The sequence below is a fragment of the Herbiconiux ginsengi genome, from assembly GCF_900107435.1.
Lineage (GTDB): Bacteria > Actinomycetota > Actinomycetes > Actinomycetales > Microbacteriaceae > Herbiconiux > Herbiconiux ginsengi.
On record NZ_FNPZ01000004.1, the window covers coordinates 137,068 to 154,840 of the forward strand.

Here is a 17,773-nt window from a genome sequence, read left to right on the forward strand (position 1 = left end):
GCAGGCCTTTCGTTCGTGGATGGTCATCGCGTGGTCGCATTTCGTCGTTCGGGTGGTGGCGGGGCGGCGATTCGTGCCCACTCGATGATGCGGAGGTGCGAGCAAGCGCGCGTTCATGCGGAGACCCGCTCGGGGGCGGAAGCGGTGGCGGTGGTGGGGGCGGTCGCGGTGGTGGGATCGGCGGGCGCGCCCGTGGAGGCGGCGGACGCGGTGGTCTCGCCCTCGTCACGGAGGCTGCGCCCCGTGAGGGCGAGGAAGACGTCGTCGAGGGTGGGCCGGCGCAGGGCGGCGCTGGTGACCGTGATCCCGGATGCGTCGAGTTCGCGCAGCAAGACGGGGAGCACGCGGTCGCCGTGGTCGACGACCAGTTCGAGGCGCTGCGTGGCGGTGGCGCCCGCATCGCCGGTGCGCGACGCCGGGTTCGTGGCGCCGCCCGGTTGCCCGCCCATTGCCTCTCCGGAACGCGGGGCCCGATAGGACGCGCCGCCCGGCCGACCGCCCACTGCCCCTGCGGCAGCGGAGGTGACCTCGCCGGCGTTGCCCTCGAGCTGTCGTGCGGCCACCTCACGGGCGCGGGCGATCGCATCCGCCGCGCCCCGCGCATCCGGGCCGCCATCGAAGCCGAGGGTGATGACGTCGCCCGCGAGCGTGGTCTTGAGCGACACGGCGGTGTCGTCGACGATGACGCGGCCGTGGTCCATCACGAGCACGCGCTCGGCGAACTGGTCGGCCTCTTCGAGGTAGTGGGTGGTGACGAAGATCGTGGTGCCGTGCTGTTCGCGGAGGTCGAGGATGTGCTGCCAGAGGTTCGCGCGGCTCTGCGGGTCGAGTCCGGTCGACGGCTCGTCGAGAAAGAGCAGGGAGGGGGAGTGGATGAGGCCGAGCGCGATGTCGAGCCGCCGCTTCTGTCCGCCCGACAGGCCCATCACGGTGCGCTTGGCGAGCGGCGCCAGGTCGAGCGACTCGAGCAGCTCGTCGGCCCGCCGTGCCGTGTCACGGCGAGACATTCCGTAGAACGCGCCCTGGCTCAGCAGTTCGTCGCGCACGCGCTGGTTGTTGCCGCCACTCGTGCCCTGGCCGATGTAGCCGATCCGCCGGCGCACGGCGGCCGGATCGCCGGCGATGTCGTGGCCGGCCACGACGGCGGTGCCGCGGGTCGGCGGAAGCAGGGTGGTGAGCATCCGGAGACTCGTCGACTTGCCGGCGCCGTTCGGGCCGAGGAAGGCGACGAGCTCGCCCCGGGCGACATCGAGGTCGAGGTCGGTGACGGCGTCGACCCGGGTGCGTTTGACGGTGAACTGCTTCGTCAGGCCGCGAGCGGTGATGATCGTGTCGGAGGTCGATTGTGAGGTCATGGGTCCACGGTAGAAAGCAATCAGGTCAGTTTCTGTCCTGATTGCGAGAGAATATTCTCGACATGGCTGAAACGACCTCGCGCATCCTCGCGCTGCTGAATCTGCTGCAGACCCACCGGCAGTGGGGCGGCGGCGACCTCGCACTGCGACTCGGCGTCACCGAGCGCACGCTGCGGCGCGACATCGAGCGCCTGCGTGAACTCGGCTACCGCGTCGAGGCGACCCGTGGGGCCGCGGGCGGCTACCGTCTCGAGGCCGGCTCGCAGCTGCCGCCCCTCTTGCTCACCGACGACGAGGCCGTCATGATGGCCATCGGATTGCGCGTCGCCGCCACCCAGGGGCTCAGCGACGGCGAGCAGACCACGCTCAGTGCTCTCGCCAAGTTCGAGCAGGTGCTGCCGGCCGCGCTGCGGCAGCGGGTGAACGCCGTCGCCGGATTCGTGCAGCCGCAGCCGGCGTCGCCGCGCGCGGGCGACGCACCCGTGTCGCAGGAGCTGCTCGGGCAGCTGGCGCTGGCCTGTCGCGATCGGGAGCGCATCCGATTCCACTACGAGGCCGCCGGCGGCGTCGAGAGCGACCGGGTGGTGGAGCCGCACACGCTGGTGGCCGCCGCGCGCCGCTGGTTCTTCGTGTGCTGGGACCTCCAGCGCGGCGACTGGCGCACCTTCCGCGTCGACCGGATGAGCCGCTTCTTCCGCACCCGGGTGCACGGCGAGCCACGTAACCTGCCCGCGGAGGACGCCGCGGCGTTCGTGGCGGCGGCACTCGCCTCCCTGCGCCGTCGGCTCACCGCCGAGGCGCACCTGCGGATGCCGCTCGCCGCGATGCGCGAGCAGTTCGGCCCGTGGGCTGCCGGAGCCACTGCGATCGACGCGGAGTGGACCAGTTGGCCGATCAGCGGTGACGGTCTCGAGACGATGCTGGCGTCGCTGGTCTGGATTCCGGCCGGTGTCGAATACACGCTGCACGGCCCGCCGGAGTTCCTCGCCTTCGCCGCCGAGGCTGCGGAGCGGATGCGCAGCGCGGTTCCAGCGAACTCCCCGGTTGCTCCGGTGAGCGACTGACATAATCCACAGAGATGTCGCTCCCGCTGCCCTCGCTCGACCACCTGCCCGATCCGGCCATCGCACTGAAGGCGACGGCGACGGACTGGCGATCGGCTGTGCGCGCCGCCGCCTCGGCCCTCTCGGCCGCGGGGTATGCGGAGGAATCGTACGGCGACCGGATGATCGCCCTCGTCGAGGAGTACGGACCCTACATCGTGATCGCGCCGGGTCTCGCCATGGCTCACGCGCGACCCGGTGCGGATGTACACGCCCCGGGCCTCGCCCTCGTGACCCTGGCGTCGCCGGTGAGCTTCGGGCACGCGCACAACGACCCGGTGTCGGTGGTGATCGGACTGGCGGCCACCGAGGCCGACCAGCACGTCGCATCCATCGCCGCTCTGGCGAACGTGTTCAACGACGAGTCGATCGTGCCGGCGCTCGCCGCGGCGGCGTCGCGCGACGAGATCCGGCGGCTCCTCGGCGCGGCCTCCCGAGCTGACCTATCCTGAAGCCATGAAGATCGTCGCCATCTGCGGTGCGGGCATCGGCACCTCCGAGATCCTGCGTGTCAATGCCGTGCGGGCCCTCGAGCGGCTCGACATCGAGGCCGAGGTCACCGCCACCGACGTGGCGAGCGTAGGTTCGGCGGCCGCCGACGCGCAGGTCATCCTCACCTCGCCGGAGCTGGTGGGCGCGATCGGGCGCACCAACGCCGACATCGTGGTGATCCAGAACTACTTCGACCTCGACGAGATCACGGCCAAACTCGAGGTCGCCGTCGGCTGACCCTTCACGCTCTTCTCACCTCGGAGATTTGCCCCTGAGGGCCCTGTTTCGCGGATTTTCGGACCTTTGGCGGCAAATTGTCCGGGGCCAGGGGGCGGGGTCAGAGGGTGCCGCGGATGCGGCGGGAGAGTTCCGCGGCAGCGCGACGGATGTCGTCGGCGAGCGCGGGCCAGGACGCCGGAGCGAGCTCGGCGCGGGCGAAGGTGACGGCGATGCCCGCGGCGGGCCAGCCGGAGTGGTCGCGCACCGCCACCGCGACCGAGGCGAGCTCGGCGGTGACGTCGCCGTCTTCGGCGGCGTAGCCCTGACGGCGCACCTGGTCGAGCAGACGCTTCAGCTCGCCGTACGACTTCACGGCGCCCAGGTCGTGCTCAGCGTCACCGGTGCTGCGGGCGGCGAATGCGGCGCGATCGGGGAAGAGCGCGCGCAGCTGATTGGGCGGAAGGGTCGCGAGCAGCGCCCGTCCGCTCGCCGTGAGGTGGCTCGGCAGGCGGACTCCGACATCCGTCACCAGAGCGGGACGGCCGGGCGCCCGCTCCTCCACCAGATACAGCACGTCGCGCCCCTGCAGCACGGCGAGGTGCCCGCTCTGGCCGAGCTCGTCGACGAGAGCGGCGAGGATCGGCCGGGCCAGTCGGGTGAGAGGTTCCTGCCGCACGAAGCCGGAGCTGAGCTCGAACGCGGCGACGCCGATGCCGTAGCGCCGCGACTCCGGGAAGTGCAGCACGAAGCCCTCCTGCTGCAGCACGCCGAGGAGGCGGTAGACCGTGGAGCGCGGGAGCTCGAGGGCGGCGGCGATGGCACTCGCGGGCACCGGGCCGCGCTGACGGGCCAGATGCTGCAGGATGCGGAGAGTGCTGCGCGCGGCGGGCACGTCGCTGGTGGCCATGTCAGACGACTCCTCCGGTGATCGGTCGGCGGTGATCCGTGCTCCGCCTCGCAGGGCACCTGCACGGCTGCCGGTGAGCATTCGGCCAGTCTCGTATACGAGACACCAGTCAGCATAAACCGGATGCCCCGGGATGCCCCTGGCGCGGACGATAGGGACATGAACAGTGCAGCACCCGTCCGCGTTGGTATCGGCCCCCTGAGCGTCGCCGACGTGGTCGCCGTGGCGCGCCGCGGCGCACCCCTCGAGATCGAGCCCGAAGCCCTCGCCGCGGTGGCCGAGAGCCGCGACCGCATCGACCGGCTGGCCGGCGACGAACGCCCCCACTACGGCATATCGACAGGCTTCGGCGCACTCGCCACCACCTACATCGCCGCCTCCCGCCGCACGACGCTGCAGCAGAGCCTGGTGCGTTCGCACGCGGCCGGATCGGGTGCCGAGGTCGAGCGCGAGGTGGTGCGGGCGCTGATGCTCCTGCGCCTGTCGACGCTCCTCACCGGGCGTACGGGTATCCGGCCCGCCACGGCGGAGGCGTACGCCGGACTGCTGAACGCGGGCATCACGCCGATCGTGCGGGAGTACGGTTCGCTCGGCTGTTCGGGCGACCTCGCGCCGTTGGCCCACTGCGCGCTCGCCCTGATGGGCGAGGGCGACGTGCGCGATGCGAGCGGTGAGGCGATGCCCGCAGGCGAGGCGCTCGCCGCGGCCGGCCTGGCGCCGGTGGTGCTGGCCGAGAAGGAGGGTCTCGCCCTCATCAACGGCACCGACGGGATGCTCGGCCAGCTCTGCCTCGCGCTCGACGACCTCGAGGGTCTCCTGCGCACCGCCGACGTCAGCGCCGCGCTCTCGGTCGACGCCCTGATGGGCACCGACACCGCCTACGCCGCCGATCTGCAGGCGCTCCGTCCGCAGCTCGGGCAGGCCGACTCCGCGGCGAACCTGCGCGCCCTGTTGCACGGCTCCGAGATCATGGCCAGCCACCGCGGCCCCGAGGACACCCGGGTGCAGGACGCCTATTCGCTGCGCTGCGCCCCGCAGGTGCACGGCGGCGCCCGGGACACCATGGCGCACGCGCGCCTCGTGGCCGAGCGCGAGCTGGCCTCGGCGGTCGACAACCCCGTGGTGACGCTCGACGGCCGGGTGGAGTCGAACGGCAACTTCCACGGAGCGCCCGTCGCCTACGTGCTCGACTTCCTCGCCATCGTGGTGGCGGATGTCGCGAGCATGAGCGAGCGGCGGGTCGACCGGATGCTCGACCCCCACCGCAACCACGGGCTCCCCGCCTTCCTCGCGCACGACGCCGGGGTCGACTCGGGGCTCATGATCGCGCAGTACACGGCCGCGGGGATCGTCTCCGATCTGAAGAGGCTGGCGGTGCCGGCATCCGTCGACTCCATTCCGTCGTCGGCCATGCAGGAAGACCACGTGTCGATGGGCTGGCACGCCGCCCGCAAGCTGCGCAGCGCCGTCGACGGGCTGAGCCGGGTGCTGGCGATCGAGGTGCTCACCGCGGCCCGCGCCATCGATCTTCGTGCACCGCTCGAGACGGCGCCCCCGTTGCGGAGCGTCGTCGCCACCGTGCGGCGCAGCGTCGAGGGGCCGGGCCCCGACCGCTACCTCTCGCCCGAGATCGAAGCCGTGGTGGAGCTCGTGCGGAGCCGTGCGGTGCTCGACGCGGCCGCATCCGGGCTCGAACCCGTGAACCGGCTGGCCTGACCGACGGCGAACCGAACCGACCGACCTGAACCGACGACCTGGGAGCGAAGCGATGTCCACTCACGAAGCCCGACCCGTGCGAGCCCCGCGCGGAAGCACCCTCACCGCCAAGAGCTGGCAGACCGAAGGCCCCCTGCGGATGCTCATGAACAACCTCGACGCCGAGGTGGCCGAGCGTCCCGACGACCTCGTGGTCTACGGCGGCACCGGGCGCGCGGCCCGCAGCTGGGAGGCCTACGACGCGATCGTGCACGCGCTCACCGGCCTCGAGAGCGACGAGACGCTGCTGGTGCAGTCCGGTAAGCCGGTCGGCATCTTCCGCACCCACGAATGGGCGCCGCGGGTGCTCATCGCGAACTCGAACCTCGTGGGCGACTGGGCGACCTGGCCGGAGTTCCGGCGGCTGGAGAGCCTCGGGCTCACGATGTACGGACAGATGACGGCCGGGTCGTGGATCTACATCGGCACCCAGGGCATCCTGCAGGGCACCTACGAGACCTTCGCCGCCGTTGCGGACAAGCGCTTCGGCGGATCGCTCGCCGGCACGCTCACGCTCACCGGCGGCGCGGGCGGCATGGGCGGTGCGCAGCCGCTCGCGGTCACCATGAACGGCGGGGTGGTGCTCATCGTCGACGTCGACCCGGCGCGACTCGAGCGCCGGGTGCAGCACGGCTACCTCGACGAGATCGCGTCCGACCTGCCGTCTGCGGTGGCTCGGGTGCTCGAGGCGAAGGCGGCGCGCATCCCGCTTTCCGTCGGGCTCACCGGCAACGCCGCGACGGTGTTCGCGCAGCTGCAGCGCGAGGGGGTCGCGATCGACATCGTGACCGACCAGACCTCCGCGCACGACCCGCTCAGCTACCTGCCCGAGGGGGTCTCCGTCGCCGAATGGGCGTCGTACGCCGCGCGTGACCCCGAGGAATTCACGACGCGTGCCCGGGCGTCGATGGCCAAGCAGGTGGCGGCGATGGTGGCGTTCCAGGATGCCGGAGCCGAGGTGTTCGATTACGGCAACTCCATCCGGGCCGAGGCCCAGCTCGGCGGGTTCGAGCGGGCGTTCGACTTTCCCGGGTTCGTGCCCGCCTACATCCGGCCGCTCTTCGCGGAGGGCAAGGGGCCGTTCCGCTGGGCCGCGCTCTCGGGCGATCCGGCCGACATCGCCGCGACCGACCGCGCCGTGCTCGAGCTCTTTCCGCACGACGAGAAGCTGCGCCGCTGGATCACCGCGGCCGGCGAGAAGGTGCACTTCGAGGGCCTTCCGGCCCGCATCTGCTGGCTGGGGCTCCGCGAGCGGCACCTCGCCGGGCTGAGGTTCAACGAGATGGTGGCGTCGGGCGAGCTGTCGGCCCCCGTGGTGATCGGCCGCGACCATCTCGACTCGGGGTCGGTGGCCTCGCCCTACCGCGAGACCGAGGGCATGGCCGACGGGTCCGACGCGATCGCCGACTGGCCGCTGCTGAACGCCCTGCTCAACACGGCCTCGGGGGCCACCTGGGTGTCGATCCACCACGGCGGTGGGGTGGGCATCGGGCGGTCGATCCACGCCGGTCAGGTGGTGGTGGCCGACGGCACGGCGCTGGCCGCCGAGAAGATCGAGCGGGTGCTCACGAACGACCCGGGCAGTGGAGTGATGCGGCACGTCGACGCGGGGTACCCGCGCGCAGCCGAGGTCGCGCGCGAACGCGGGCTGCGGGTGCCGATGTGGGAGTCGCCGTGAGCGACACGGATGCGGGCTCCGGCTCCGGCGCCGGTCAGCCGGCCGGAGGTGCGGGCGGCGTGCCGGGCGGACCGGATACGCGGGGTGACATGGGTCGACTTGGCGCGCGCGGTGTCGGCGGCCGGCCGGCCGGTGGCGCAGGTGCCCCGGGCGGGACGGACAGGGGCGGGCTGGCCGACGGTCGCGCGCACGCGGGCGAGACCGCGCACGGGCGGCTCGCCGGGCTCGACGCGATCGCCGGCGTCGGGGCGGATGTCGCGCGCGGCGGTTTCAGCCGCCACCTCTGGAACGGCGCCGACCTCGAGCTCCGCGCGTGGTTCACCGAGCGAGCCGGGGCCGTCGGACTCGACGTCGAGGCCGACCGCAACGGTAACCTCTGGGCCTGGTGGGGCGCGCCCGGGCCGGGAGCCGTGGTCACCGGCAGTCATCTCGATTCGGTGCCCGGCGGGGGCGCCTACGACGGCCCGCTGGGTGTCGTGAGCGCTCTGGATGCGGTGGGCCGGCTGCGCGCATCCGGATTCCAGCCGTCGAAGCCCTTCGCCGTGGTGGTGTTCGCCGAGGAGGAGGGCTCGCGATTCGGCGTGGCGTGCCTCGGGTCGCGGTTGATGACCGGGGTGCTCGACCCCGCCCGGGCGCGGAGCCTGCGCGACGCAGACGGCGTGACGCTGGCCGAGGCGGGCGCGGCGGTCGGGTTCGACGTCAAAGGGCTCGGCGCCGATCCGGTCGCGCTCGATCGGATCGGCCTGTTCGTCGAGCTGCATGTCGAGCAGGGCCGTGGACTGATCGACCTGCAGGCACCGGTCGCGCTGGCCTCGTCGGTGCTGGCCCACGGGCGGTGGCGACTGGAGTTCCGCGGGCAGGGCAATCACGCGGGGACGACGTTGATGGGCGACCGGCACGATCCGATGATCGCGGCCGCGCGGGCCGTCGAGGCCGTGCGGGCGGCGGCGCTGGCCGTGCCGGGCGCGCGGGCCACGGTCGGACGCATCGAGGCGGTGCCGGGCGGCACGAACGTGATCGCCTCCGCCGTGCGCCTGTGGCTGGACGCTCGGGCCGACAGCGACGACGACACCCGGATGCTCGTGACCGAGATCGAGCGGCGAGCGGAGGCGGCATCGTTCGTGGAGGAGTCGTGGTCGGGGCGGGTCGAGTTCGACACCGACCTCCGGGAGCGGCTGCGTGCCGTGCTCACGAGGCCGGCTGCGGGTGACGCGACAGGAGGGGCGGGTGACGCATCTGTCGCCGGTCCCGTCTCGATCCCCGTTCTGGCCACCGGCGCGGGGCACGACGCAGGGGTGCTGGCGGGCGTGGTGCCCACCGCGATGCTCTTCGTGCGCAACCCGACGGGGGTCTCGCACGCGCCCGAGGAATTCGCCGAGCTCGCCGACTGCCTCGCCGGAACGGATGCGCTCGAGTCGGTGCTGCGGGGGCTGCTGTGAGCGGGCCGGAGAACGCGTTCGCCGGCGTGTGGTGTGCGACCGTGGTGGGCGAGGACGGCGTCGAGCACGACGTGCGCTTCGAGGCCGACGGCGCGGGGCGCATCCGCCACCGGGCAGCGCAGCAGCAGGCACAGCGCGGCGATCTGCGGCTCGGAACCGTTCTGGCGGGGGCCGGCAACGCGCATTCCCACGCCTTTCACCGAGCACTGCGCGGACGCACCCACGATGGCGGCGGCGACTTCTGGCAGTGGCGCGACTCGATGTACGCCGTGGCCGCCGCCCTCGAACCCGAGAGCTCCTTCACGCTGGCGCGGGCCGTCTTCGCCGAGATGCTGGTGGCCGGCTACACGGCCGTCGGGGAGTTCCACTACCTGCACCACCGCCCCGACGGCAGCGCCTACCCGCACGCGTTCGAACAGGCGCTCGTGGCGGCGGCAACCGAAGTGGGCATCCGTCTCACCCTCCTCGACACCGCCTACCTGCAGGCGGGGCCCGGTCGCGCCCTCGAGCCCGCGCAGCGTCGCTTCGGCGACCGGGATGCCGCGGCCTACCTCTCTCGGTGGCACGCGTTGCGGGAGCTCGTGCCCGCACTCGGGGCCGCCCTGCACTCGGTGCGGGCGGTGCCGCCGGCGGCCGTCGCGGAGATCGTGGCGGGGCTCCCGTCCGACGTGCCCCTGCACATCCACCTCTCGGAGCAGCCGCGCGAGAACACGGAGGTGCTCGCAGCCTACGGGGTGAGCCCGACGCGGCTGCTGGCCGATGCGGGCGCGCTCTCGGCGCGCACCTCGGTGGTGCACGCGACCCATCTCGACGAGGCCGACATCGCCCTGATCGGCGCGGCCGGCGCGACCGTGGTGATGTGCCCGACCACCGAGGCCGACCTCGGCGACGGCATCGGGCCCGCCCGGGCACTGCACGACGCCGGTGCGGTGCTCGCGCTGGGCTCCGATCAGCATGCCGTGATCGATCCCTTCCTCGAGGTGCGCGGCCTCGAGATGCACGAGCGGCTGGCCTCCGGGCGCCGCGGGGTCTTCTCGCCCGCCGAGCTCGTGGCCGCGTCGGCGTCGGGCTCCTATCGCGCCCTCGGCCTGAACCGGCCGTCGCACCCGTCTGCTGAGCGGCCGTTCGGCGCCGACGAATCGTCGCCCGGCCCGGCTGTGTCCCCACCGGGGCTGGATCCGGCGTCGGCCAGCGCAGGGAGGTCATCGCTGCAGGTGGGCGACCCGCTCGACCTCGTCGAACTCGCGACCGACACGGTCCGCACCGTCGGGGCGCGGCCGGCCCAGCTTCTCTTGGTCGCGACCTCGGCCGATGTGCGGCGCGTGCTGGTGGGCGGGCGCGTCGTGGCCGACACCGGCGTGCTGGTCGGCGGGGCGCATCCGGCCGACCTCCTGCGCGAGGCGCTCGCCGTGATCGATAGCGCGCATCCGCCGGCCACCCGCCTCGACGCCCGCGAACGCGACCGGCCGGGCATCCGCACCGAACCAGGAGGCACCGCATGACCGCACAGCTGCTCACCGGCATCGGCGAGCTCACCACCAACGACGACGAGCTGGGCCGCCTGCACGACGCCGCGCTCGTGCTCGACGACGGCGTCATCGCCTGGGTCGGGCCGGCCGCAGCGGCACCGGTCGCCGATACGCGCACGGATCTCGGCGGCCGCGCGGTGCTGCCGGGCTGGGTCGACACCCACACGCATCCGGTGTTCGCGGGGGAGCGCAGCGCGGAGTTCGAGGCGCGGATGGCGGGCGCCCGCTATGCGGCCGGTGGCATCGCCTCGACCGTGGCGGCGACCCGGGCCGCCACGCCCGCGCAGCTCGGCGCGAACGCCGCACGGCTGCGGCGGGAGGCCGAGCGGCAGGGCACCACCTTCGTCGAAGCGAAGACGGGGTACGGCCTCGACGTCGCGTCGGAGCGCGCCTCGGCGCTGGCCGCGGCCGAGGTCGCCGATGTCGTCACCTTCCTCGGCGCTCACCTCGTGCCGCCCGGGATCGATCGTCGCGACTACCTCGACCTCGTCACGGGGCCCATGCTCGCCGCGGTGGCGCCGTTCGCCCAGTACGTCGACGTGTTCTGCGAGGAGGGGGCGTTCGACGTCGAGGAGTCGCGCGAGGTGCTGCTCGCCGGCCGCCGCGCCGGGCTCGGCCTGCGTGTGCACGGCAACCAGCTCGGGCATTCCGGCGGTGTGCGGCTCGCGGTCGACCTCGCCGCCGCCAGCGTCGACCACTGCAACCACCTCGACGCCGCCGACATCGCAGCCCTCGCCGATTCGTCGACCGTCGCGACCTTCCTGCCGGCCTGCGACCTCTCCACGCGCGAGCCGTTCGGGCCCGCGCGCGAGCTCCTCGATGCCGGCGGCCGGATCGCCATCGCCACGAACTGCAATCCCGGCACGTCGTACACCACCTCGATGGCGTTCTGCGTGGCCACCGCGGTGCTGCAGATGCATCTCACGGTCGAGGAGGCCGTCTTCGCCGCCACGCGCGGTGCGGCACGCTCCGTGGGCCGCGACGATCTCGGGGTCGTGCGGGTGGGCGCCCCCGCCGACCTGCAGGCGCTGGAGGCGCCATCCGTGGTGCACCTGGCCTACCGCCCCGGCGTGCCCCTCACGGCAGCCGTCTGGCGCGCGGGAGCCCTCGTCGCCGGAGGCCGCTTCCCCTGAGCGCCGACTTCGTGCCCCTACCCGCCCGAAAACGCCCGTCTTCGGGCGGGTAGGGGCAAATTCTCCGAGGGCACGAAGCGCCTAGCCGGCGCTCAGTCGAAGAGGCGGCGGAAGACGTTCGTGTCGGCCAGGTCGACCAGCTCGTCGCCGCGCCCCGACAGGATGGTGCGCATCGCGTAGAGCGTGAACCCCTTCACCTGCCCGGCCGTGATCGCGGGTGGGATGGAGAGCTCCTGCCGCGCGGTCACCACGTCGACGAGCGCCGGCCCGTCGTGCGCGAACGCCGCCTGCAGAGCACCCCGCAGGTCGTCGGGTTTCTCCACCCGCTGACCGTGGATGCCCATCGCGTTCGCGACATCGGCGAAGTTCGGATTGTCGAGCCCGGTTCCGTAGTTCACGAAGCCGGCCGCCTTCATCTCCACCTCCACGAAGTTGAGCGAGGAGTTGTTGAATACCACGATCTTCACCGGCAGCTTGTTCTGCCGCACGGTGAGCAACTCGCCGAAGAGCATCCCGAGCCCGCCGTCGCCCGAGAGCGCGATCACCTGCCGGCCCGGGAACGCCGTCTGCGCCCCGATCGCGTGAGGCAGCGCGTTGGCCATGGTGCCGTGACTGAACGATCCGAGCAGCCGTCGCGATCCGTTCATCTCGAGATAGCGGGCGGCCCACACGACGGGAGACCCGACATCCGGGATGAACACCGCATCCTCGGTGGCCAGCTCGCTCACCAACCGCGCCAGGTACTGCGGATGGATCGGCTCGCGATTGCGGTCGTTGTCGGCCAGTCCGTCGAGCTCCTTGCGCGTCTTGGCGTAGTGCGCGCGCGCCGAGTCGAGATGCCGCGAGCTCTTCTTCTGCGTCAGCAAGGGCAGCAGCGCGTCGATGGTGTCGCCCACGTCGCCCACGAGTCCCAAGTCGAGCGGCGCACGCCGCCCCAGCTGTTCGCCGCGGATGTCGACCTGCACGATCTTCGCCTTCGACGGATAGAACTGCTGGTACGGGAAGTCGGTGCCGAGCATCAGCAGGGCGTCGCAGCTCTCCATCGCGCGGTATCCGGATGCGAACCCCAGCAGCCCCGTCATGCCCACGTCGTAGGGGTTGTCATACTCCAGGAACTCCTTGCCCCGGAGCGCGTGCACGATCGGAGCCTCCAACCGCCCGGCGATCTCGAGCACCTTCGCGTGCGCGCCCTCGGTGCCCGCGCCGCCGAGGATCGTGACCTTCTTCGCCGAGTTCAGGATGTCGGCTGCCGCAGCGAGCGACGCGTCGTCCGGTCGCACCACACTCCGTGTCGCCACGATCGGCGCCGACTTCGCGCGGCCCGCACTCGCGGTGAGGAAGATCTCGCCCGGCACCACCACCACGGCGACCCCGCGCTTCTCGACCGCCGTGCGCATCGCGATCTCCAGCACCCGGGGCAGCTGCTCGGGCACGCTCACCAGCTCGACGTAGACGCTGCACTCGCGGAACAGCTCCTGCGGATGCGTCTCCTGGAAGTACCCGCTGCCGATCTCGGCGGCCGGGATGTGCGCCGCGATCGCGAGCACGGGAACCCGGCTGCGGTTCGCGTCGAAGAGTCCGTTGACGAGGTGCAGGTTGCCCGGGCCGCAGCTGCCCGCGCAGACGGCGAGGTCGCCCGTGAGCGCCGCGTCGGCGGCCGCCGCGAACGCTGCCGCCTCCTCGTGCCGCACGTGCTCCCAGGCCACGGCGCCGTTGCGGCGGATGGCATCGGTGAACCCGTTCAGCGAGTCGCCCGGCAACCCGTAGACCCGCCGCACCCCCGCATCCGCGATGATCTCGACGATGGTGTCGGCGACTGTCGGCATGGTGGACCCCGTTCCGTGACTCTGGCGTCGGACGCCTCCACGCTACCCGGGCGGAGCCCCTGGCGGGTGGCCCTCGCGGGGACAGTCCCCGGTCGGGCGCTGCGGCCCAGGGGCCGCCTCAGGAGATGCGGTCGCGCATCCCGCCCTCGAGCTTCTGCAGCACCTCGACCACGGCGTCGTGCCGCTCGCCGAGTCCGCCCCGGGTGCTCCAGGCGTCGAGGTAGATCTTGAGTTTCGGCTCCGTGCCGCTCGGGCGCACCATCACGCGGGCGCCGGGCAACACGATCCGCAGCACGTCGCTCGCGGGAACCGCTCCGTCGGCGCGGTTCAGGTCGTCGATCCGCTCCACGGGCAGGCCGCCGATGTCACTCGGCGGGGAGCTTCGCAGTCGCGTCATCACCCGGTCGATCTCGGAGAGATCGGTGACCCGCAGCGAGATCTGCGCCGAACCGTAGTGACCGAACCGCTCGCTGAACTCGTCGAGGCGGTCGGCGATCGTGCGACCGGATGCCGCGAGCTCCCGCGCGAGGGAGAGAAAGGCGATCGCGGCCGAGATGCCGTCTTTGTCGCGCACGGTCTCGGGGTTCACAAGGTAGCCGAGTGCTTCCTCGTAGCCGAACACGAGGCCGGGGGCGCGGGAGACCCACTTGAAGCCGGTGAGGGTCTCCACCCAGCCGAGTCCGTAGGCCGCCGCCACCACGCCGAGCGCGGGCGAGGAGACGATCGAGCACGCCAGCGTCGCGCCGGCCGCGCCACCCGGTCGCGCGGCCGCGGCCACGGCGGCCTGCCAGCCGAGCAGCTGCCCCACCTCGTTGCCGGTGAGCCGGCGATAGCCCTCGGCCTCGCGCTCGTCGGGGATGGCGACGGCCAGCCGGTCGGCGTCGGGGTCGTTCGCCACGATGAGGTCGGCGTGCGCGGCGCGGGCGGCCTCATAGGAGAGGTCGAGGGCGCCCGGCTCCTCGGGGTTCGGGAACGAGACGGTCGGAAAGGCGGCGTCGGGCGCGATCTGCTGCGCCACGAGTGCGGGGCGCGGGAAGCCGGCCGCGTCGAGCACCCGCGCGAAGGTCTCCCAGCCGACGCCGTGCATGGCGGTGTAGACGACGGAGAGGGGAGCGCCGATGCCGTCGCCGCCGTCCGTGCCGGTGCCGCTCGGCGCGGACGCGAGGCCTGCGGTGGCGGTCACGTAGCGCTCCACCACGCTCTCGTCGGCGATCTCGTAGTCCGGCGACCGCGGCACGTCGGGCAGAGCCACCGTCTCGGCCACGCGGAGGATGTGCGCGGCGATCTCCGCATCGGCCGGCGGCACGATCTGCGAGCCCTCGTCGGCATCGCCGAGGTAGACCTTGTAGCCGTTGTCGCGCGGCGGGTTGTGCGAGGCGGTCACCATCACGCCGGCGCTCACACCGAGGTCGCGCACGGCGAAGGCCACGAGCGGCGTGGGCAAGAGGCGCGGCAGCAGCACGGCGCGCACGCCCGCGCCGGCCAGGATCTCCGCCGTGTCGGTGGCGAACACCCGGGAGTTCTTGCGGCCGTCGTAGCCGATGACGATCGAGGGGCGGGTTCCCGGATGCGCACGCTCCACGAGGAAGGCCGCGAGACCGGCGGCCGCCTGCCCCACGAGCACCCGGTTCATGCGGTTGGGCCCGGCGGCCAGCTCGCCCCGGAGGCCGGCCGTGCCGAAGGCGAGGCGCTCGCCGAATCGGGAGCGCAGCTCGGCGACCGCATCCGGATCGCTCGACCCGACCGACTCGAGGAGGGAACCGAGCTCGGCGCGGGTCTCCGCATCCGGATCCTGGGACATCCAGGCCACCGCGGCTTCAGCCAGGCGCTCGACGTCGTTGGGCAGGTCGTCGTTGCCGCCGACCGGTGCCTCGGGGTATCCGCTCACGGGCGCACTCCCGTCGCCGTCGTCACAGGGCCGTCACGACGCGGGCGAGCAGGTCGCCGATCACGCCCTCGGCGTTCCGGCCGGCCTCGATCACCTCCGCGTGGGAGAGCGGGGTCTTCTGGATGCCGGCGGCGAGGTTCGTGATCAGAGAGAAGCCGATGATCTCCATGCCGGCCTCGCGGGCGGCGATGGCCTCGAGTGCCGTCGACATGCCCACGATGTGGCCACCGATGGTCTTGGCCATCTGCACCTCGGCGGGAGTCTCGTAGTGCGGGCCGCGGAACTGCACGTACACGCCCTCGTCGAGCGAGGGATCGACGCCGCGGGCCACGTCGCGCAGGCGGCTCGAGTAGAGGTCGGTGAGGTCGATGAAGGTGGCGCCCTCGAGCGGTGAGTCGGCGGTGAGGTTGATGTGGTCGCTGATCAGCACCGGGGTGCCCGGGGTCCAGGTCTCCTTGATGCCGCCCGCGCCGTTGGTGAGAACCATGACCGAGGCGCCCGTGGCAGCCGCGGTGCGCACGCTGTGCACGACCCGGCGCACGCCATGGCCCTCGTAGTAGTGCGTGCGGGCGCCGATGACGAGCGCGTGCTTGCCGGTGGGAAGGCGGATGGATCGCAGCGATCCGACGTGGCCGGGAACGGCGGGTTCACCGAACCCCACCACCTCGGTGGCGGGGACGGTGGCGATGGTCTCGCCGAGCAGGTCGGCGGCCTTGCCCCAGCCGCTGCCGAGGGTGAGGGCGACGTCGTGACGCGCGACGCCGGTGAGCTCGGCGATCTGCGCGGCGGCCTCGCGGGCCACCTCGAAGGGATCGGTTGCGGGAAGGTCGAGGGGGTTCTGTGCCGGTGTCGCCATCCACCCACTCTATTCAATGCCGGAGCCTTCGCGCCGAGTCGGCCGGGCGTTCACGTGCCATTGGTTTGGCGGGGGTGCGTGGCTACGGGAGAATGACGTCATGGGCAATGAGTTCGAGCGCAAGCAGAGGATCGCCGTCGTCGGCGGTGGGCCCGGCGGATACGACGCCGCGATCGCCGGAGCGCAGCTCGGGGGTGACGTGACGCTCGTGGAGCAGGTCGGGGTGGGCGGCTCGGCCGTGCTCACCGACGTGGTGCCCTCGAAGACCCTGATCGCGGTCGCGGAGGCCACGAACGCCATCGGCGAGGCCGCCGACCTCGGTGTGCAGTTCTTCAGCCGCTCCGAGACCACCGGGCGCCCGGTGCGGCCCGAGGTCGCGGTGAACCTCACCGCCGTGAACAAGCGACTGCTGGGGCTGGCGCGCCAGCAGTCCGAAGACATGCGGGCCAGTCTCATCCGCGCCGGGGTCAAGATCGTGCAGGGCCACGGCCGGCTCGACGGGCCGGACTCGGTGATCGTCTCCACCGCCGCGGGCCCCGACGGCACCGACTTCGACCAGATCGACGCCGACACCATCGTCGTCTCCGTGGGGGCCAGCCCGCGCATCCTCTCCTCCGCCGTTCCCGACGGCGAGCGCATCTTCACCTGGACGCAGCTGTACAGCCTCACCGCCATCCCCGAGCACCTCATCGTGGTGGGGTCGGGTGTCACCGGCGCCGAGTTCGCCTCGGCCTACACGGCGCTCGGGTCGAAGGTGACCCTGATCTCCTCGCGCGACCAGGTGCTGCCGGGCGAGGACGCGGATGCAGCGGCCGTCATCGAGAACGTGTTCAAGCGCAACGGCATGACGGTGCTCTCGAAGTCGCGGGCCGACTCGGTCGAGCGCACGGCCGACGGCGTCGTCGCCACGTTGTCCGACGGCACCACGGTGGAGGGCTCGCACTGCTTGATGGCGGTCGGCTCGATCCCGAACACGAAGGGCATCGGGCTCGAGTCCGCGGGCGTCCAGCTGAGTGAGTCGGGGCACATCCGGGTGAACCGCGTGGCCCGCACGAGCGCGCCGAACATCTACGCGGCCGGTGACTGCACGACCTTCCTGCCGCTGGCATCCGTCGCCTCGATGCAGGGTCGCACGGCGATGTTCCACGCGATGGGCGACGCCGTGAACCCCACGGAGCTCCGCAACGTGGCCTCGAACATCTTCACTCAGCCGCAGATCGCCACCGTGGGCTGGACCCAGCGGCAGATCGAAGAGGGTATCGCCCAGGGCGACATCTACAAGCTGCCGCTCTCGTCGAACCCGCGGGCGAAGATGATGGGCATCAAGGACGGCTTCGTGAAGCTGTTCGCGCGCACCGGATCGGGCACGGTCATCGGCGGCGTCGTCGTGGCTCCCAACGCCTCGGAGCTCATCTTCCCGATCGCTCTCGCCGTCGAACACCGCCTCACGGTCGACCAGGTCTCCCGCGCCTTCACGGTCTACCCGAGCCTTTCCGGCAGCATCTCCGACGCCGCCCGCGCCATGCACATCGTGCTGTAATCATCGCGACCCGTCAAAAAAGGCCCCAAATCCTCAGGTTTAGGGCGTTTTTT

At 72.2% G+C, this 17,773-nt stretch carries 14 protein-coding genes; 9 read left to right on the forward strand and 5 right to left on the reverse strand.

Going from position 1 to position 17,773, the window contains the following annotated elements; all coding sequences use genetic code 11:
* Positions 1-113 precede the first annotated feature (113 nt).
* Positions 114-1,355, reverse strand: coding sequence for an ABC transporter ATP-binding protein (locus BLW00_RS23835; protein ID WP_217634413.1), 1,242 nt, complete (start codon positions 1,353-1,355; stop codon positions 114-116).
* 62 nt (positions 1,356-1,417) lie between these two features.
* Here BLW00_RS23835 and BLW00_RS17080 point away from each other — a divergent pair, with 62 nt between their 5' ends.
* The 3 genes from BLW00_RS17080 to BLW00_RS17090 are packed head-to-tail and all read left to right on the forward strand — an operon-like array spanning position 1,418 to position 3,187.
* Positions 1,418-2,419 (forward strand): helix-turn-helix transcriptional regulator, encoded by a 1,002-nt coding sequence (locus BLW00_RS17080; protein WP_092556437.1) that lies wholly within the window; start codon positions 1,418-1,420, stop codon positions 2,417-2,419.
* 14 nt (positions 2,420-2,433) lie between these two features.
* Complete coding sequence (locus tag BLW00_RS17085) at positions 2,434-2,910, forward strand: PTS sugar transporter subunit IIA (RefSeq protein ID WP_092556439.1); 477 nt, start codon at positions 2,434-2,436, stop codon at positions 2,908-2,910.
* 4 nt (positions 2,911-2,914) lie between these two features.
* Positions 2,915-3,187: a PTS sugar transporter subunit IIB gene (locus BLW00_RS17090; RefSeq protein WP_092556441.1), complete on the forward strand. Its 273-nt coding sequence runs from the start codon at positions 2,915-2,917 to the stop codon at positions 3,185-3,187.
* 100 nt (positions 3,188-3,287) lie between these two features.
* Here the strand turns inward: BLW00_RS17090 and BLW00_RS17095 are convergent, their stop codons facing one another.
* Positions 3,288-4,076: an IclR family transcriptional regulator gene (locus BLW00_RS17095; RefSeq protein WP_092557145.1), complete on the reverse strand. Its 789-nt coding sequence runs from the start codon at positions 4,074-4,076 to the stop codon at positions 3,288-3,290.
* 159 nt (positions 4,077-4,235) lie between these two features.
* Here BLW00_RS17095 and hutH point away from each other — a divergent pair, with 159 nt between their 5' ends.
* The 5 genes from hutH to hutI are packed head-to-tail and all read left to right on the forward strand — an operon-like array spanning position 4,236 to position 11,610.
* Positions 4,236-5,792, forward strand: a complete 1,557-nt coding sequence (hutH, locus tag BLW00_RS17100; RefSeq protein WP_092556443.1) for a histidine ammonia-lyase — start codon at positions 4,236-4,238, stop codon at positions 5,790-5,792.
* A 52-nt stretch (positions 5,793-5,844) separates the two neighbouring features.
* Positions 5,845-7,509 (forward strand): urocanate hydratase, encoded by a 1,665-nt coding sequence (gene hutU, locus BLW00_RS17105; protein ID WP_092556445.1) that lies wholly within the window; start codon positions 5,845-5,847, stop codon positions 7,507-7,509.
* Positions 7,506-8,948 carry an allantoate amidohydrolase gene (locus tag BLW00_RS17110; RefSeq protein ID WP_245741650.1) on the forward strand — a complete coding sequence of 481 codons (1,443 nt, stop codon included), beginning with the start codon at positions 7,506-7,508 and terminating at the stop codon, positions 8,946-8,948. Before hutU ends, BLW00_RS17110 begins: the two co-directional genes overlap by 4 nt.
* Complete coding sequence (locus BLW00_RS17115) at positions 8,945-10,450, forward strand: formimidoylglutamate deiminase (protein ID WP_245741651.1); 1,506 nt, start codon at positions 8,945-8,947, stop codon at positions 10,448-10,450. The genes BLW00_RS17110 and BLW00_RS17115 overlap by 4 nt, the downstream gene beginning before the upstream one ends.
* Complete coding sequence (gene hutI, locus BLW00_RS17120) at positions 10,447-11,610, forward strand: imidazolonepropionase (protein ID WP_092556447.1); 1,164 nt, start codon at positions 10,447-10,449, stop codon at positions 11,608-11,610. Before BLW00_RS17115 ends, hutI begins: the two co-directional genes overlap by 4 nt.
* A 92-nt stretch (positions 11,611-11,702) precedes the next feature.
* On the opposite strand, the gene poxB is transcribed toward hutI, so the two are convergent.
* The 3 genes from poxB to BLW00_RS17135 all read right to left on the reverse strand — a co-directional run bounded on the left by poxB (position 11,703) and on the right by BLW00_RS17135 (position 16,180).
* Entirely contained in the window at positions 11,703-13,436 is a 1,734-nt protein-coding gene (poxB, locus tag BLW00_RS17125) for a ubiquinone-dependent pyruvate dehydrogenase (protein ID WP_092556449.1), read from the reverse strand.
* Between the two features lie 118 nt (positions 13,437-13,554).
* Positions 13,555-15,237: a phospho-sugar mutase gene (locus BLW00_RS17130; protein WP_092557151.1), complete on the reverse strand. Its 1,683-nt coding sequence runs from the start codon at positions 15,235-15,237 to the stop codon at positions 13,555-13,557.
* Between the two features lie 109 nt (positions 15,238-15,346).
* Positions 15,347-16,180, reverse strand: a complete 834-nt coding sequence (locus BLW00_RS17135) for a purine-nucleoside phosphorylase (RefSeq protein WP_092556451.1) — start codon at positions 16,178-16,180, stop codon at positions 15,347-15,349.
* Between the two features lie 100 nt (positions 16,181-16,280).
* Here BLW00_RS17135 and BLW00_RS17140 point away from each other — a divergent pair, with 100 nt between their 5' ends.
* On the forward strand, positions 16,281-17,720 hold the full coding sequence (locus tag BLW00_RS17140) for an NAD(P)H-quinone dehydrogenase (protein WP_092556453.1): 1,440 nt from the start codon (positions 16,281-16,283) through the stop codon (positions 17,718-17,720).
* Positions 17,721-17,773: the final 53 nt, after the last annotated feature.

Excerpts from the sequence above, each read along its gene's own strand:
- BLW00_RS17135 (WP_092556451.1), bottom strand. The coding sequence starts at position 16,180 with ATGGCGACACCGGCACAGAACCCCCTCGACCTTCCCGCAACCGATCCC.
- BLW00_RS17085 (WP_092556439.1), top strand. The coding sequence starts at position 2,434 with ATGTCGCTCCCGCTGCCCTCGCTCGACCACCTGCCCGATCCGGCCATC.
- BLW00_RS17090 (WP_092556441.1), top strand. The coding sequence starts at position 2,915 with ATGAAGATCGTCGCCATCTGCGGTGCGGGCATCGGCACCTCCGAGATC.
- BLW00_RS17130 (WP_092557151.1), bottom strand. The coding sequence starts at position 15,237 with ATGTCCCAGGATCCGGATGCGGAGACCCGCGCCGAGCTCGGTTCCCTC.
- poxB (WP_092556449.1), bottom strand. The coding sequence starts at position 13,436 with ATGCCGACAGTCGCCGACACCATCGTCGAGATCATCGCGGATGCGGGG.
- BLW00_RS17140 (WP_092556453.1), top strand. The coding sequence starts at position 16,281 with ATGGGCAATGAGTTCGAGCGCAAGCAGAGGATCGCCGTCGTCGGCGGT.
- BLW00_RS17095 (WP_092557145.1), bottom strand. The coding sequence starts at position 4,076 with ATGGCCACCAGCGACGTGCCCGCCGCGCGCAGCACTCTCCGCATCCTG.
- hutH (WP_092556443.1), top strand. The coding sequence starts at position 4,236 with ATGAACAGTGCAGCACCCGTCCGCGTTGGTATCGGCCCCCTGAGCGTC.
- hutU (WP_092556445.1), top strand. The coding sequence starts at position 5,845 with ATGTCCACTCACGAAGCCCGACCCGTGCGAGCCCCGCGCGGAAGCACC.
- BLW00_RS17080 (WP_092556437.1), top strand. The coding sequence starts at position 1,418 with ATGGCTGAAACGACCTCGCGCATCCTCGCGCTGCTGAATCTGCTGCAG.
- hutI (WP_092556447.1), top strand. The coding sequence starts at position 10,447 with ATGACCGCACAGCTGCTCACCGGCATCGGCGAGCTCACCACCAACGAC.
- BLW00_RS23835 (WP_217634413.1), bottom strand. The coding sequence starts at position 1,355 with ATGACCTCACAATCGACCTCCGACACGATCATCACCGCTCGCGGCCTG.